Genomic DNA, 15011 nt, shown 5'->3' with positions numbered 1-15011 from the left:
CCGTCACGTTCGCCAGCATCAAATCTACTGGTTTTGTCGCCAATGTTGGCAAACAACACCTATTTACAATCTGAACAGATGTTGCTCATCGCCCTCTATAAATCTAGTTAAAGGGCTAGGGATTAAGGAACAACATTCTTTACCGGTGGAATCTAATAGCTCATTTGAGGGGGTATAAAGTTTAGATATTGCCTTATAACTAACGGGTTTTCCGGCTCAATACTTAGCTCTCTTGCCTCAGTAAATTACCCAATTATAGCCCAATCAATCGAAAACCGCTCTATTCATCTATCGCTTAATTTATGGTGATACATCGACGCAAAGTCATTATAAGTTTAGACCAAACACCAATTAAACGATTGCTACCTCTTTTGCTTGGTGTGGTGGCTTCTTTTGCTGTTTTATTTACGTGGCAACAGCTAACCATCAATGCACAAATTCACATTGAGCAGTTAATTCAGCAGGAAGCCAATGCGATTCAGTCACAACTAACCGAAGGATTATCCATTCGAGTGTTGACGCTTCGGCAAATGGCGAGTCGCTGGCAAGCCAATGGCGGTACACCAAAGGCTCTTTGGGAAGCCGATGCTGAGGCTTATGTAAAGGATTTTTACGGTTATCAGGCGATCGCATTAGTCGATCCATCATTTAAAGTGCGATGGGTTGCACCACTGGCAGGGAATGAGGCAGCGCAAAACCTAGATTTGAATGGGGAACTACGTCGGAAAATTACTTTGCAAGTAGCTCGTGATTTGCGTCAACCTATCTTAAGTGGCAATATTTCACTTGTTCAAGGGGGTAAAGGATTTTTAGCAAGTTTTCCTTTGTTTGTAGGTGAACGGTTTGATGGGTTTATTGTCGGAGTTTTTCAATTTAAAACTCTATTTGAGAGTATTTTAAAAGTGTCATCTGGGTACAATATGGCTATATATGATGGCCCAAATTTGATCTACGGTCAAAAGTATTTGCCTCAAAAACCCGAGGATAAAACAGTTGTAGTGAAAGCCTATGGTGTAGACTGGAGGATAGAGGTTTTTCCAACTTCATATCTACTAAATAATGTCAAGTTTTATTGGCCAAGAGTTGTATTAATTGGTGGTTTAGTTTTGGTTTTGATCCTGATGTGGGTCGTGTATCTCGCACAAATTAGTTATGGCAAAGTCGATAAATTCAAAAAAGCTAATCGCCAGTTGCAATGGGAAATTCACCAGCGAGAACAGGCAGAAATTGCGATCGCCCGACTAGCTGCGATCGTTGAATCTTCGGAAGATGCCATTCTTAGTAAAGATTTAGAGGGTGTAGTTACAAGTTGGAATGTAGGAGCCGAAACAATTTTTGGTTATACAGCGGCCGAAATAGTAGGGCAATCAGGGAGAAAGCTGATTCCCGAAGAATATCGAGAGGAGGAAAACGAAATTCTCGCCAAAATCCAGCGAGGAGAACGCATCAAACACTACGATACCAAGAGGCGGAGGAAAGATGGAACATTAATCGATGTCTCGATGAGTGTCTCCCCCATTAAAGACCAAGCAGGGAATATAATTGGAGCCTCAAAGATTGGCAGGAATATTGCCGATCGCAAACAAGCAGAAGCAGCACTACGTGAAAGTGAAGAACGCTGGGAACTTTCTGTACGCGGGAATAATGACGGCATTTGGGATTGGAATGTTCAAACCAACGAGGTCTTCTTTTCTAGTCGTTGGAAGGAAATGCTGGGCTATGAAGACCATGAAATCCAAAACATTCTAGACGAATGGGCTAATCTGGTACATCCCGATGATTTGGGATGGGTGATGCAAGCCGTTCAAGATCATTTTGCCAAGAAAACTCCTTTCTATATCACAGAACATCGCATTCGCTGCAAAGATGGTTCCTACAAATGGATTTTGGATCGTGGTCAAGCACTTTGGGATGATGCAGGTAACGTAATTCGGATGGCTGGCTCTCACACCGACATTACGGAGCGCAAGCAAGCTGAAGTTGCTTTACAGGTAAGCGAAGCCAGATATCGGCAATTGATCGATAACTTAAATGCGGGTTTTGTGATTCATGGGACAGATACCTGCCTCCAATTATGTAATGAAACAGCCGCTGAATTACTAGGGTTTTCAATTGACCAAATGCTGGGAAAAACAGTGAGCGAGTCGGCATTGCAGTTGGTGCGGGAAGATGGCAGCGTTATCCCCCTAGAACAATATCCCGTGAATCAGGTTTTATCCACTGGAAATTCCATCAAAAATTATGTTTTAGGAATTAAAAAAAGAAGTGATTGTTGTATTTGGGTATTAGTTAATGCCTACCCTGAGTTAAATCAAACTGGTCAAATCCAACGAGTTGTAGTTACGTTTATTGATATTAGCCAGCGCAAAAAAGTAGAACTGGAAATCCAAAAAACGCGCAATTTCTTACAAGCACTGCTGGATAATTTACCGATCGCAATTTTTGTTAAGGACGCACAGCCTAAACGATTTGGGGTATTTCAGTTTTGGAATAAAACCAGCGAACGGTTATTTGGCATTTCAGCGGAACAAGCGATCGGCAAAAGTGGCTATGATTTTTTCCCAACAGAACAGGCTATCTTTTTTGACCAGAAGGATAGAGAAGCCTTTGAGAAAGGTAAGAGTGAGGATATTGCTGAAGAAATCATTGACAGTCATAGTCTCGGAAAACGTTGGCTGCATACGGTGAAGATTCCCATTTTCGACCAGCAGCATCAGCCCCAGTACCTACTTTGTTTTTCCGAAGATATCACCGATCGCAAACACGCAGAAGCAGAGCTTAGAGAACTGAGTGAGGTGATGAAAAATGCGCTGTCCGGCATTTCCAAACTGGATGTACAAGGGCGTTACATCTATGTCAATAAAGCATATTCTGACGTGACAGGCTATCAGCCAGAAGAAATGATCGGGATGTCCTGGGAAAAAACCGTAGATCCCGATGAGTTGAAAAAACTCGTTGCAGCCTATGAGCTGATGGTGCAAGAGGGCAGAGTTGAAGTAGAAACCAGAGGGGTTCGTAAAGACGGTTCGGTTTTTTATAAGCAATTGGTGATGATTTCAACTTACGACGAACAGCATCAATTTTTGGGGCATTACTGCTTCATGAAAGATATTAGCGATCGCAAAAAAGCCGAACTTGCACTAGAACAGGAACTCCTGCGGAGTAAAGCCTTCTTCAACACTTCAATGGACGGTGTTGTTGTCATGGATTGGGTCGGAAAAGTTGTCGAAGCTAGTCCCAGTTTTGCTCAAATGCTGGGCTACACCCTAGAAGAAACCCTGAATCTGAGTGTGTTTGATTGGGATGCTGAATGGACGAAGGAAGAACTACAACTTATGCTCCAGAGAGAGGAGGTTATTCCGCTGTTTGAAACGCGACATCGCCGCCCGGATGGTTCTGTATATGACGTGGAAATTAGCTGGAACCGGGTGGAATTACAAGATGAGATGATGAACTTCTGTATCTGCCGGGATATTAGCGATCGCAAACGCAACGAAGCGGAACGCCAACAAGCAGAACAGGCACTCCGAGAGAGTGAAACTCGCTTCCAAGCCTTCATGAATCACAGCCCTGCCCTTGCCTGGATTACCGATGAAAATGGTGTAATGCTCTATGCCAGCCAGACTTATCTCAATACCTTGGAGTTACCCAGTGAGGATGTGATTGGAAAATCCATTTTTGAACTTTACCCTGCCGCCTTCGCCCAACAATATCTAGACAATATCCAAACGGTTGTTGAAACCAACGAGCTAATTGAAACGATTGAGATGGCGTCCCGTCGAGATGGGACTCTGGGTGAGTTTTTGGTTTACAAATTTCTCATCCCCGACTTACCTGGGCAAATGCTAGTAGGTGGTGTGGCGATCGATGTGACACGACAACATCAAGCGGAAACCGCTTTACAACTGAGTGAAGAACGCTTAATGCTGGCACTAGAAGCTTCGGGAGATGGATTATGGGATTGGAAAATTGCAACTGGAGAAGTTTACATTAATTCCTACTACCAGGAGATGCTGGGCTACAAGCCCGGTGAGTTGGTGATGGATGTGAAAGTCTGGGAACAGATGATTCACCCTGATGATAAATGCTGGGTTTTTGAGACTCTCAATAGTAACTTGCAAGATAGCTCTCTCAAATATGCCTTTGACTATCGTGTGCGTTGCAAGTCAGGTGAGTGGAAGTGGATCGCTAACTACGGGAAAATCGTTGCCTACGATGAAGAGGGTAAGCCTTTACGGATGATTGGAACGCATAAAGATATCAGCGATCGCAAACAAAAAGAACTGGCACTGCTGCACGCCATGGAAGCAGCAGAAGCAGCGAATTTGGCAAAAAGTACCTTCCTAGCCAATATGAGCCACGAATTACGCACTCCTCTCAACGTAATTCTAGGATTTGCTCAGGTAATGACCCATGACATCTCTTTAACTCCCAACCAAAAACAAGACCTGCAAACAATTCGACGGAGTGGGGATCACCTCTTGAGTTTGATTAACGATGTGCTGGATCTCTCGAAAATTGAATCGGGACACTGCACAGTTGAACAAAGCGGATTGGACTTAATTGCGCTGCTGCATTCCCTCCGAAATATGTTGGCGGAACGAGCAAGTTCTAAAGGACTTGACTTTTGTTTCGAGATTGCGCCAGAAGTTCCCCAATTTATGATTGTCGATGCTCAAAAACTGCGCCAGGTTTTGCTCAATTTGCTGAGTAATGCCATCAAATTTACCGAGAGGGGAAGCATTACTTTGCAAGTCAGCATTGAGGCGGACGGTACAGGGGCATTAACCACAACTCGGCAGATTCTCCAGTGTGTAGTCGCTGACACAGGTGTAGGGATTGCATCGGTCGAACTCGATACTATCTTCGATGCGTTTGTGCAAGCCCAAGCTGGGAAGCGATCGATCGCCGGTACTGGTCTAGGTCTCACCATTAGCCGCAAATTGTTGGAACTCATGGGCGGAAAAATTTCTGTCAGCAGCACTCTGGGAGAGGGGAGTACCTTCACATTTACCCTTCCCGTCAGCCCCATCAGTGGAGTTAATGTTACACCGGAAGAGAATAATCGCCTCGTGATTGGGCTGGCTCCCAGTGAACGGGATCGTCGCATTTTGGTGGTTGACGATCAAGCAGAAAATCGCTTGCTAATGGTCAGATTACTGACACAATTAGGATTAGAGGTAAAAGAAGCTACCAACGGACAGCAAGCTGTGCAGATTTGGCAACAATGGCAACCCGACCTAACCTGGATGGACATTCGGATGCCCGTGTTAGATGGATACGAGGCTACGAAGCAAATTCGGGCAATGGAAGACGGACAGAACAGTATCATTATTGCACTTACGGCCCAAGCTTCCCAGAGCGATCGCGCCCTAGCCTTGGCTGCTGGCTGCAACGACTACATCAGCAAGCCCTTCCGGGAACAGACCCTATTTCTCAAGATGGCCGAATACCTGGGGTTAGAGTATGTATATGAGGAAGAGGAAACAGAAAAGGGGGAACGGGGAACAGATTGTTTTCCTTCTAACCTCTGTTCTGTTGCCTCTTCCGTTTCAGATTCCTTCGATCCAATGCTTTTGGCGACATTACCAAAAGAATGGGTGGTTGAGCTGGAAGATGCTGCTTTATGTGGGGATGATTTTGCGATCGTTGAACTGGTAGCTGAACTTTCATCAGACCTGGCTCAATTCGGTACTCATCTGACGGAACTCGCCCACCAGTATCAATTTGAGAAAATCCTTAATCTAATTCAAGGTAATTTCCCAAGTGGAATTCCTCCATTGGATTTATAAGCTGTTGTGCAGTTAAACGTTTGATTAGGACTAAGCTGTGGAGCATTTAACCAGTAACGAGGCTAGTAGGGTGCGTCATTCGCGAACCCTTACGCTGAAACGGAAAACCTTAGATGCTGACGCACCTTACGCAAGTCCTTTAAATGCCGAACAGCTTAGGAAATTAGGCACAGCCAACAATAATTCAATTTGATTGTTGGTAAAGTTTTCCAAAAAACATCCTTGATTTTTATTGATAACTACTGCTCTAAAATGCCTCATAAAGTACCAAAGATTTCGGAAATTACTCCTTTAGATTTAACAAATTTAGAGGACTGCAGTGAAGAATCAGTATATGCTCCCGGTCATATTCAGCCCCACGGAATACTTTTATTGTTGCAAGAAAAAACGCTCAATATTTTACAAGTAAGTGACAATGTAGAAGTGTTTTTTGGCATTGCTGTCGCAGAATTGCTAGGTCAGCCATTGCCATGGCTATTTGGTCACGAGCAAGTACAAGAAATGGTCAGGTATCTCAATCAAGAAAAGCTCAAGATTCATAATAGTTTTAATCTGAAAATACCTCTAAAAGACGGAAAAATTCAAAGTTTTAGAAGCACAGTGCATCAGCGACCCGATGAGTTGATTCTGGAACTAGAGCCCCAATTGACTATTGAAAATAATCATGCAATGGATTTTTATCAGCGTCTGCAAACAGTTATCCTCAACTTTCGCACTGCGCTCGGTCTTTCTGATTTAGCTCAAACCATTGCTAGAGAAGTAAAAGCCATGACAGGGTTCGATCGCGTTATGATTTATCGGTTTGAAGCCGATGAGCATGGGGTGGTGATTGCTGAAGAGAAAGAAAGCTATCTAGAAAGCTACTTGGGATTGCATTACCCGGCGATCGATATTCCCGTACCCGCCCGCAAATTGTTTTACAGCAATTGGGTGCGCCAAATTCCCAATATCAATTACACCCCGGCCCGCCTAATTCCCACCAACCATCCCCTAACCAATACACCCCAGGATCTCAGTGCTTGTGTGTTAAGGGGAGTATCTCCCTACCACATTGAATATTTGCAGAATATGGGAGTGGCTGGGACACTGACGATTTCGTTAATTGACGATCGGCGTCTCTGGGGATTAATTGCCTGTCACCATTACAGCCCGCGATTGGTAGATTACGAAACTCGCAAAAGCTGTGAATTTTTAGGACAATTTGCCTCGATCGAACTGGTGCATCAGCAAGAGCGAGAATTGAACGTTTACCGATCGCAGGCGAAAACTATTCAGGATAAACTTCAGCAGGCATTCCGGCGGGATTCTAATTTTATCGAACAGGTATTGACCGAAAATGCTTCTCAATTGCTAGATTTAGTTCATGCTCAGGGAGCTGCAATTCTGCTCGATGGTCGTCTGACATTGGTGGGTGAAACACCATCTGAAGCTGAGGTAGACGAACTCGTGCAGTGGTTGCTGCAACAGAACAAAGAACGAGTGTTTGCAACAGCTTCTTTGTCTCAGTTGTATCCCCAAGCCAAGCAATTCAAAGAGCGAGCTAGCGGTGTTTTAGCAATCTCAATCTTCCTATGCTATGCCAAACAAAAGTCATATCATATCCTTTGGTTCCGACCCGAACAAATTCAAACCATAAACTGGGCAGGTAATCCACAGGATGCTGTGTCGATCGACGAAATTGGAAAAATGCACCTGTGTCCCCGCAGATCCTTTGAACGGTGGCAAGAGACAGTGCGCCAGATGTCTTATCCGTGGCAGATTGCAGAGTTAGAAGCTGCTGCCGAAATGAGACATATCCTCATGCTGGCGGTGTTAGAATTTTCGCAAGCAGCCCTAGAACACGCTGCTGAAAGGGCCGCTATAGCCAACCGTGCCAAAAGCCAGTTCCTTGCCAACATGAGCCACGAGCTCAGAACGCCACTCAACGCGATTCTGGGATTTACCCAGCTTATGAACCGCAGCCCCTATATCCCAGAAGAATTTCAAGAGCATTTAGGGATCATTACCCGTAGTGGAGAACACTTGCTGACATTGATCGACGATGTTTTGCAAATGTCTAGGATTGAAGCAGGGCAATTGGTACTGAGTAAAAGCTGTTTTAATCTGCATCGACTGCTAGGTTCTATTAACGAGATGTTTACCATCAAAGCGCCTGAGAAAGGGTTACATCTGAGCAGCGAGTGGGATGCTACTGTCCCCCGTTATGTGTGTGGCGATCAAGCAAAACTTCGCCAAATCTTGATTAATCTGCTGGGGAACGCGCTCAAATTTACAACAACAGGAAGCATAGCCCTACGTGGACGAGCTTTTTCATTAGATGATATGCCATCCGGTACAAATTGCGATCGCGCCACTAATCCACCCGATATTAAACCAACTATTACCTTGTGTCTCGAAGTTGAGGATACCGGGCCTGGCATTTCTCCCTCAGATTTAGAATCAATTTTTGAGGCTTTCATGCAAACCAATCGCGGTTGCCACGATCGAGGAACAGGTTTAGGACTGTCTATCAGTCGTGAGTTTGCGCGTCTGATGGGAGGGGATATCACCGTGCGAAGCACCCTGAATCGAGGCTCGACTTTTACCTGCCAAGTCGTTTTGGAACTACCAGAGTCGGTTGATTTAGATGAACCTGAAATTAGCGATCGGATTATCGGGATCGAACCTGGGCAACCTATCTACCGAATTCTAGTAGTAGAAGATGTTCTAGAAAATCGGCAACTGCTGGTGACGCTGCTGGAGTCAGTTGGGTTTGATGTGTGTGCGGTGGAAAATGGGGTAGAGGCGATCGATCGTTGGCAAACATGGCACCCTGACTTGATTTTGATGGACATTCAAATGCCTGTCATGGATGGTTATGAAGCGACGAGACAGATTCGAGCACAACAGTCATTAGTCATGAGTCATGAGTCATCAGCAGATAACTCAGGGCAAATGTCACAGGACAGAAGACAAATTACACGCATAATTGCCCTCACTGCCTATGCTTTTGAGGACGATCGCACCGCCAGCCTGCAAGTCGGTTGCGATGACTACATTGCCAAGCCGTTTACTGAAGACACACTTTTCGACAAGATAGCTCATCACTTGGGCGTCCGCTACTGCTACGCCGAAAAAATTCCGCCAGACTCATCAGCTTCGCCACCAAAGATATTGACTCCATACTTGAAAACCATGCCCCCCAAGTGGATTGCAGAAGTTCATGAAGCAGCACTCGATCTTAGTGATAATAAGCTTTATGAACTTATCGCTCAAATTCCCAAGGAGAAACAAGATTTCATCGCGGCGATGACATCTCTGGTAGATAACTTTCAGCTTGAAGCGATCGCAACTCTCACCCAGATTTAGGAATAAGAACATGACAGCTTTATTCAAACTTGTAGCCCAAACGCATATTCTCATCGTGGATGATACCCCAGACAATCTACGCTTGTTAGCCAAAATTCTAGAGTCACAGGGCTATATTGTCCGTAAAGCCCTCAACGGCAGAATGGCACTCCAAGGTGTTCATCGCGACCCACCGAGTCTAATTTTACTTGACATCAATATGCCGGAGATGAATGGGTACGAAGTCTGCCAAAAGTTAAAAGCATCGGAAGCGAGTGCTCAGATACCGGTTATTTTTATCAGTGCCCTCGAACGACTAGAAAACAAGGTACGAGCCTTTGAACTCGGTGGCGTAGACTATATTACCAAACCCTTTCAAGAACAGGAAGTGCTGATGCGAGTAAAAAATCAATTACTCATCCAACAGCAACGCCAACAACTGCTAGAACAAAATCAACGTTTAGAACATGAAATCCAAGAACGTCTGAGGGCAGAAGCAGAAGTAAGACAGCTATCCGTGACCGATGAATTAACGGGATTATATAACCGACGGGGCTTTTTTTTACTAGCAGAGCAACAACTAAAAATTGCGAGGCGCACGCAAACATCTTATTTTATTTTGTTCGCTGACTTAGATGGTTTGAAAAAAATTAACGACACTTTAGGACACGAAATGGGAGACCGAGTAATCGTGGACGCAGCTCAAATATTGAAACAAACCTTTCGTGAGGCGGATATTGTTGCTCGACTGGGAGGAGATGAATTTGCTTTATTTATTCCTAACTTTTCTGGTGATTCATCTACTAATTTTCATGCTCGGCTGCAAGACAATATAGATCGCTTTAATCAACAGTCAGAGCGAGCTTATATATCAATAAGTCTTGGTGTGCAGTTTGGGGATTTAAATAATGAAGTTTTATTAGAACAATTGCTGGCAAAGGCTGATAAACTGATGTACGAGCATAAACGCACCAAACGCTGTTTCAATCCTCAACCTTTCTTTTGAGAACACCGATATCGGAGCGTCATAAGCAGTATTTATTAAACGTGAGTTCAACCGAGAAAGAGTAAACTGAAAACAAGATCGGGAAACAGCTTGCAGACTTTAGCCCCTGGGCCAGAAAACACGATGCAGTACAGCTCATCACACCTAAAACTGAGAGGGTGACAACCGCGTTAAAAGCTCTCTCTGTATTAGGTTAAGGGTGTGTGCGAGCAAAAAATTTCGTAGCTATTGAACATTTGCTAGTTGAAATTGAGATGAATTTTAGATTCAGCGGACTTATGTAAAGTATTGTAGGATTAAATTGGCGATCGTTCTGGCTGTTCGCCATTAAAATTAAGAGAGAGTATTTATGCAAATTGTGCTGGCTGCCTTAGACGATAGTTTAGTTAGAGCCTGGGAAAGCACTTGCGGCAGTATGGAAAATGTAAAGATACATCACGGTTCAATATTTGATGTGAAATGCGATGCTATTGTTAGTCCGGGGAATAGTTTTGGTTTCATGGACGACGGCTTAGAGTTAGAAATTTCGGAATATTTTGGAGGGCAGGTTCTTGAACGCTTGCAAAAAATAATTCAATCTCGACATCACGGCGAACTCTTAGTAGGCATGGCAGAAATTGTAGACACGGATCATGCAGAAATTCCCTATTTAATAGCTGCCCCAATTATGCGCGTTCCCACAGTTTTAAGAGAAACAGTAAATGTTTATCTAGCAACCCGCGCTATTTTGACTCTCGTAAAATTTGGCTCAGTCGCAGATGGAACTCCTGTCAAACATATAATTGAAACTATCGCTATTCCCGGCATGGGTACGGGAATGGGCAAAATGCCACCACATATCTGTGCCAATCAAATGAAAGTTGCGCTGGAAGATATCCTCTTATCTCAGTACGAATTTCCTCAATCTTTACTGCACGCTCAAAGATGTCACCATTTGTTATATACCGACGATCGCGAAGATTTGCAGTTGGCAAATTGAAATTATAAAATTTGCCCGTTTTATTGGGTTGAGAAACCAAGTTGATTGGTGTGTGTTGTTTTAGGTAGAGAGACTTATCATAAATTTAAGGAATGAGAATTAAATAACTTCCACTCTTGAAAGTGGGATGGGCCTAAGAGCCCGTCCTTTTTGGACGGGCTCTTAGGCCCATCCCACAATAACAATTAAAATTGTAAGTTATTTAATTCGCGCTCCTAAGTGCGCTAAACCGTACCTGCAAGTTGGCGGTATCCTACAGACAAGAGAAACTTTGGTAGATATAATGTAATAGAACTGAGGTCATTCCAACTAGGTAAGCGCGGATACAAAAGTTGATAAAGCTGGAACAAGAATTGCCTAGTTCTTATTAAATGCCAGAATTCCTTCTGGCGCTACACGTACAAAGTCTGTATAAAAGACCACAATTCGTTCGGGCGCTACACCTACAAAGTCTGCATCCAGGGACTATGAGATTGTTTGAAAATGTTTACTACCAAAGGAGAAGATTGAGATGACAGATCCAAAAGTAACCGAGGAACCAGTTTTAGAGGCTACTCTCGAAACGACGGAGCTCGTCAAAAAAGAGATGCCCGACGCGACTGATGAGGCGATCGCAGAAACTGCCGCGCTGTTTGAAGCAATTAAAAAACGCGCCACCGCCGAAGTGCAAGCAGCGGGCGAACTCACCCGCGAAGCTTATTTAAAAGCTGTGAATAAGGCCTCCGGGGCGATCGAAGAAAATAAGGATCTCGCCCACGAGAGATTCACAGAAGCAGTCAAGCTGATTAAACAAGAAACTGAGAAAAATTGGCTGGTGGTAGATGCGATTAAAACGCGGGCGCAAGCGCAGGTGCAAGATGCAGGTGTTGTCAGTCGCGAAGCTTATTTGAAAGCAGTGCGACAAGCGCGAGAAGCGGTGGAACAAAATAAATTGATCGAACGCGATCGCATCGAACAAGCTGTTGACCACATTCACACGGAAGCTGAAAAGAATTGGCACCTTATTGTGAAGCAAATTGAGTCGATCGGCACTCGCTTGACGGATGCGGCTAAGTCTGCATGGAACTCGCTGACGGTGTTTTTTGACAAGAAGGATTAAACTCAGATATGAGACCATTTTAAAGAACAGGCAAGATGCCTGTTCCACAAAGATTGAATTTTCTTGTGGAACAGGCATCTTGGCTGTTCATAAAAGGTTTTGACACTAAGCGCTATAATCAAAAAGCATTATTTTTAGTCCATAACCCCCAACCATGAGAAGTTACTACTGCGGCGAACTGCGAAGCGAACACATCGGAGAGACTGTCACCCTTTACGGCTGGGTGGATCGCCGCCGCGATCATGGCGGGGTGATTTTTCTGGATGTGCGCGATCGATCGGGTATTGTGCAAATTGTTAGCGATCCTGAACGCACCCCCGATTCCTATCACGGGGCTGAGGCTTTACGCAGCGAATACGTGCTTAAAATTACGGGTAGAGTCAGCAGCCGCCCCGAAGATTCCCTCAACCCGAAATTGCCTACGGGTGAGGTGGAAATTTATGCTGACGAAATTGAGTTGTTGAATGCGGTTCGCAAACAGTTACCCTTTCAGGTGGCGACGGCGGATACCGAAAGCGTGCGGGAAGATTTGCGTCTGAAATATCGCTATTTGGACTTGCGGCGCGCTCGCATGAGTAGCAATTTGCAGCTTCGCCACCAAGTAGTCAAAGCGATGCGCCGCCACCTGGAAGATGTGGGAGGTTTTATTGAAGTTGAAACACCAATTTTAACGCGATCGACTCCTGAAGGTGCGAGAGATTATTTAGTGCCCAGCCGCGTCAATTTGGGCGAATGGTACGCTTTGCCGCAGTCGCCGCAGTTGTTCAAACAATTGTTAATGGTTTCGGGTTTGGACAGATATTATCAAATTGCCCGCTGTTTCCGCGATGAAGATTTGCGCGCCGACAGACAGCCGGAATTCACACAATTAGACATGGAAATGAGTTTCATGTCTTTAGAAGAAGTTATCGAATTAAACGAAGGTTTAGTCTGCCATATTTTCCAAAGTGTCAAAGGGGTAGAATTGCCTCGTCCTTTCCCGCGCTTGACTTACGCTGAAGCAATGGATCGCTACGGTAGCGATAAACCGGATACTCGCTTCGGTATGGAATTAGTCGATGTTTCCGATTTGATGAAAGATTCGGGATTTAAGGTATTTTCCGGGGCGGTTGCTGCGGGCGGAATTGTGAAAGTTTTGCCGATTCCGGGCGGGAATGATGCGATTTCTAACGTGCGGATTAAACCGGGCCCGAAAGGCGATTTGTTTAAGGAAGCCAGCGACGCCGGTGCGAAGGGATTGGCTTACATTCGCGTGCGGGATAATGGCGAAATTGATACGATCGGCGCAATTAAGGATAATTTGACGGAAGCACAAAAACAGCAATTGCTCGATCGCACGGGCGCGCAACCAGGTCATTTGTTGTTATTTGCTGCGGCTGATGTGACAACTGTCAATAAGACTTTGGATAGATTGCGTTTGTTCGTGGGTAACGAATTGGGATTGATTGACAAAGATAAGATGAATCTGCTGTGGGTGACAGATTTCCCGATGTTTGAATGGAACGCTGATGAGAAGCGTTTGGAAGCATTGCATCACCCGTTTACTGCGCCGCATCCTGACGATATTAATGATTTGAAAACTGCGAGAGCTCAAGCTTACGATTTGGTGTTAAACGGTACAGAAATCGGCGGCGGTTCCCTGCGGATTTATCAGCGGGAAGTTCAGGAAAAGGTGTTTGAGGCGATCGGCTTATCGACTGAGGAAGCTTACAATAAGTTTGGCTTTTTGTTGGATGCGTTTGAGTATGGAACTCCGCCCCACGGAGGCATTGCTTACGGTTTGGATCGGTTGGTGATGCTGTTGGCTGGTGAGGAATCGATTCGGGATGTGATTGCGTTTCCGAAGACGCAGCAGGCGGGTTGTTTGCTGACGAATGCGCCGGCTGGGGTTGATGAGAAGCAGTTGAAGGAGTTGCAAGTGCGATCGACTTATACGCCGAAGTCATAAGGGCGATCGGGACTTAGGCAAAGCCGATGTGTCATGCTGAGAGAAGCGAAGCTTCACTAGACTGCGTTTTGTTCAGCATGACAGACACGATTCTGCGTCCAGGACTGTCATTGAGTCAAAACTTTGGCTGATACTGTATGCTAGAGTTACATTCCAGGTCTTTAGACTAAAAACGCTATAATTAGCATAATCGAAAATAGGTAAAAACGATGTCAACAGTTTATCGTTTAAAAGCCAGCGAAATCAATCATCATTTTTTAGAACAAATCAAGGCGACTTTTGGAGATAAAGAGATTGAAATAATTGTTTCTGAGTGTGATGAAACAGAATATCTTTTGAAATCCGAAGTCAACAAAAATAGACTTTTAAAAGCTATTGAAAATGTTAACGAGCGGCAAAATTTAGTTGAAGTTAACTTACAGAATTTGCAATGAGCAGAAGAATTGTTTTTGAATCTTCTGCTTTTGCAGATTTTAATGAATGGGCAAAATTAGACAAAAAGATTTATCGCAAAATTGTAGAATTGATTAAAGATATAGACCGATCGCCCTTTGAAGGATTGGGAAAACCTGAACCTCTGAAATACGAGTTAAGTGGTTTTTGGTCTAGGCGCATTGATAACGAACATCGTTTAGTTTACCAAGTTACAGATCAAGAAATTGCGATCGCGGCTTGTAAGTATCATTACACTGAATAGATGTGATTGCGTTTCCGAAGAGGCAGCAGGCGGGTTGTTTGCTGACAAATGCGCCGTCTGGTGTGGATGAGAAGCAGTTGAAGGAGTTGCAAGTGCGATCGACTTATACGCCCAAGTCATAAGGCGATCGGGACTTAGGCAAAGCCGATGTGTCATGCTGAGA

General features: G+C 44.5%; 8 protein-coding genes. All 8 read left to right on the top strand.

Going from position 1 to position 15011, the window contains the following annotated elements; all coding sequences use genetic code 11:
- The first annotated feature begins 302 nt into the window (after window positions 1–302).
- The 8 genes from QT973_RS19550 (at window position 303) to QT973_RS19515 (ending at window position 14848) form a co-directional block, all read left to right on the top strand.
- On the top strand, window positions 303–5792 hold the full coding sequence (locus QT973_RS19550; protein ID WP_333313841.1) for a PAS domain S-box protein: 5490 nt from the start codon (window positions 303–305) through the stop codon (window positions 5790–5792).
- Between the two features lie 252 nt (window positions 5793–6044).
- Window positions 6045–9140 (top strand): response regulator, encoded by a 3096-nt coding sequence (locus QT973_RS19545; RefSeq protein WP_333233390.1) that lies wholly within the window; start codon window positions 6045–6047, stop codon window positions 9138–9140.
- A 10-nt stretch (window positions 9141–9150) separates the two neighbouring features.
- Window positions 9151–10125, top strand: coding sequence for a diguanylate cyclase (locus QT973_RS19540; protein ID WP_333056958.1), 975 nt, complete (start codon window positions 9151–9153; stop codon window positions 10123–10125).
- Between the two features lie 349 nt (window positions 10126–10474).
- Entirely contained in the window at window positions 10475–11104 is a 630-nt protein-coding gene (locus QT973_RS19535; protein ID WP_333056959.1) for a macro domain-containing protein, read from the top strand.
- 511 nt (window positions 11105–11615) lie between these two features.
- The gene (locus QT973_RS19530) at window positions 11616–12203 is read left to right on the top strand and encodes a hypothetical protein (RefSeq protein ID WP_333056960.1); all 588 of its coding nucleotides are present in this window, start codon (window positions 11616–11618) and stop codon (window positions 12201–12203) included.
- 154 nt (window positions 12204–12357) lie between these two features.
- Window positions 12358–14151 carry an aspartate--tRNA ligase gene (gene aspS / locus QT973_RS19525; RefSeq protein WP_333056961.1) on the top strand — a complete coding sequence of 598 codons (1794 nt, stop codon included), beginning with the start codon at window positions 12358–12360 and terminating at the stop codon, window positions 14149–14151.
- Between the two features lie 209 nt (window positions 14152–14360).
- Window positions 14361–14585, top strand: a complete 225-nt coding sequence (locus QT973_RS19520) for a hypothetical protein (protein ID WP_333056962.1) — start codon at window positions 14361–14363, stop codon at window positions 14583–14585.
- The gene (locus tag QT973_RS19515; protein WP_333233383.1) at window positions 14582–14848 is read left to right on the top strand and encodes a Txe/YoeB family addiction module toxin; all 267 of its coding nucleotides are present in this window, start codon (window positions 14582–14584) and stop codon (window positions 14846–14848) included. Before QT973_RS19520 ends, QT973_RS19515 begins: the two co-directional genes overlap by 4 nt.
- Window positions 14849–15011: the final 163 nt, after the last annotated feature.

This window comes from Microcoleus sp. Z1_A1 (genome assembly GCF_036700305.1).
Lineage (GTDB): Bacteria > Cyanobacteriota > Cyanobacteriia > Cyanobacteriales > Microcoleaceae > Microcoleus.
The sequence above is the reverse complement of the archived record's forward strand: the minus strand, read 5'-3'. Positions and strand labels throughout refer to the sequence as shown.